Source organism: Sandarakinorhabdus sp., assembly GCF_032115815.1.
GTDB lineage: Bacteria > Pseudomonadota > Alphaproteobacteria > Sphingomonadales > Sphingomonadaceae > Sandarakinorhabdus.
On record NZ_JAUMBI010000091.1, the window covers coordinates 1,649 to 4,099 of the forward strand.

General features: G+C 66.7%; 2 protein-coding genes. Both read left to right on the forward strand.

Features of this window, described 5'->3' with window-relative positions; translation table 11 throughout:
* The first annotated feature begins 105 nt into the window (after positions 1 to 105).
* Positions 106 to 1,326: an NAD(P)/FAD-dependent oxidoreductase gene (locus RT662_RS05675; protein ID WP_313669739.1), complete on the forward strand. Its 1,221-nt coding sequence runs from the start codon at positions 106 to 108 to the stop codon at positions 1,324 to 1,326.
* An 11-nt stretch (positions 1,327 to 1,337) separates the two neighbouring features.
* On the forward strand, positions 1,338 to 2,451 hold a 1,114-nt coding region (locus RT662_RS05680), incomplete at its 3' end, for a histidinol-phosphate transaminase (protein WP_313669738.1).

Sequence of the window (2,451 nt, forward strand, 5' to 3'; positions counted from 1 at the left end):
TCCCATGTGGCAGCGCCGCCGCGCGATGTGAAGGGCGGATAAGCAACAACCCGGCTTGGCAAGGCCGCGCCGTTGCCGCATGCCACGTTGAAACGGGAGGACGTGATGCATTTCGACGTGGTGATCGTGGGCGGCGGGCATGGCGGCGCAGCACAGGCGGCACAGTTGCGGCAGCGCGGCTTCACCGGCAGCCTGGCTATCATCACGGCCGAACCCGAATTGCCCTATGAACGCCCGCCGCTGTCCAAAGAATATCTGGCCGGCGAGAAGAGCTTCGAGCGCATGCTGCTGCGGCCGCCGGCCTTCTGGGCGGAACGCAATGTCGAGGTGATGACCGGCACCCGTGTGACGGCGGTGGATGCGGCGGCGCACAACTTGGAGACGACTGCCGGCGCGATTTCCTATGGCCAATTGGTGTGGGCGGCCGGCGGCGATCCGCGCAAGCTCAGCAGCCCCGGCCATGAACTGCCCGGCCTGCACGCCATCCGCACCCGCGCCGATGTCGATGCCCTGAAGGCAGATCTCAAGCCCGAATCACGCGTGCTGGTGGTGGGCGGTGGATATATCGGGCTGGAATCGGCCGCGGTGCTGCGCAAGCTGGGCCATTCGGTGACGGTGATCGAGGCGATGGATCGGGTGCTGGCGCGCGTGGCCGGGCCGGAACTTTCCGCTTTTTATGAAGCCGAACATCGCGCGCACGGGGTGGAGATCGTGACTGGCGCCGGACTGGCCAGCCTGGCCGCCGTCGGCGACGCCAAGCTCGCCACGCTGACGGACGGGCGGCAGATCGTGGCCGATGTGGTGATTGTCGGCATCGGCATCGTGCCCGCAGTGGAGCCGCTGCTGGCGGCCGGCGCCACAGGCGGGAACGGGGTTTGGGTGGATGATCACTGCCGCACCAGCCTGCCGGATGTGTTTGCGATCGGTGATTGCGCGCTGCACGCCAACGCCTTTGCCGGCGGCGCGGAAATCCGGCTCGAATCGGTGCAGAACGCCGCCGACATGGCCATCACCGTTGCCCGCGTCATTACCGGCGATCCCGCGCCCTATCACGCGGTGCCGTGGTTCTGGTCCAACCAATATGATCTGCGGCTGCAAACCATGGGGCTGAGCATCGGCCATGATCAGACCGTGCTGCGCGGCGATCCGGCGACGCGCAGTTTCAGCCTCATTTACCTGAAGGCCGGCAAGGTGATCGCGCTGGACTGCGTGAACGCCGCGCGCGACTATGTGCAGGGCAAGGCGCTGGTTGAACAGGGCGTGGTGGTGCCGGTGGAGGCATTGGCCGATACGGCGACGCTGCTGAAAACCTGGCATCCAGCCTGAGGGGAAAAGCAATGGACGTTTCACGGCGGGGCTGGCTGGGGCTGGCCGGCATGGCGGTAGCGAGCACACAGTCCAGCGCCACCACAATCCGGCCCATGCTGCCCGATCCCACCGGCTTTGCCCCGGCACCGGGCATCGCCCACCTGAAATATAACGAGAATCCGCTTGGGCCGCCGGCTTCCGCCATCCAGGCTATGGCCGATCTGGCGCGCAGCAGCTGGTATTATGCCGATGATGCGGAAGGCCGATTGGCAGCGATGATTGGCAAGCGGCTGGGCGTGCCGGCCGCGCAAGTGGTGCTGGGCCATGGCAGTTCGGAAGTGATCACCAGTGCCGCCCTCGCCTGGGGCAAGCGCGGCACCATATTGCTGCCGGCGCTGCAGTTCGATGAACCATTGCTCTATCCGATGGCGCAGGGGCTGAATTATCGCCGCGTCGCCATGGCGCCGGATCTGGGCATCGATCTGGGCGCGCTGGCCCGCGCCGCCGCTGCGCCGGACGTGGCGATGGTGTATCTGTGCAACCCCAACAACCCGACCGGCATGATGCTGAAAGCGGCTGATCTGTTGGCGTTCGCCAAGGCGCTGCCGCCGCGCGTCACGCTGCTGGTGGATGAAGCCTATATGGAACTGGCAGACGATCCGGCGGGATCGACCATGCTGCCGCTTGTGCAGGCGGGCGCCAATATCATCGTCACCCGCACCTTTTCCAAACTGTTCGGCATGGCCGGCCTGCGCATCGGCTATGCCGTGGCTTCGCCCGCCAATGCCGCCGAGTTGAAGCGCCACCGCATCACCATCAGCCTGAATGCGCCCGGCCTTGCTGCTGCCATTGCTGCCTGGGACGATGGCGCTTTCCAGGCACAGAGCCGCAGCGCCATCACGGCCGCACGCCGGGTGCTGCAGGCCAGCGTCGCCAAGGCCAGCACCATCGCCCTGCCCAGCCAGACCAATTTCCTGTTCGTGAAAGTGGCCGATGCCAACCGCTTTGCCGCCGCCATGGCCCAGCGCGGCATCTTGGTGCGCGGCGCATGGGGGCCGGCCTGGCCCGAATGGTCGCGCGTGTCGACCGGGCGCATGGCCGATGTCGAACGCTATGCCGCCGCGCTGCCGGAACTGGTCAGGG

Coding starts and splice junctions, on each gene's coding strand:
- RT662_RS05675 (WP_313669739.1), top strand. CDS start 106: ATGCATTTCGACGTGGTGATCGTGGGCGGCGGGCATGGCGGCGCAGCA.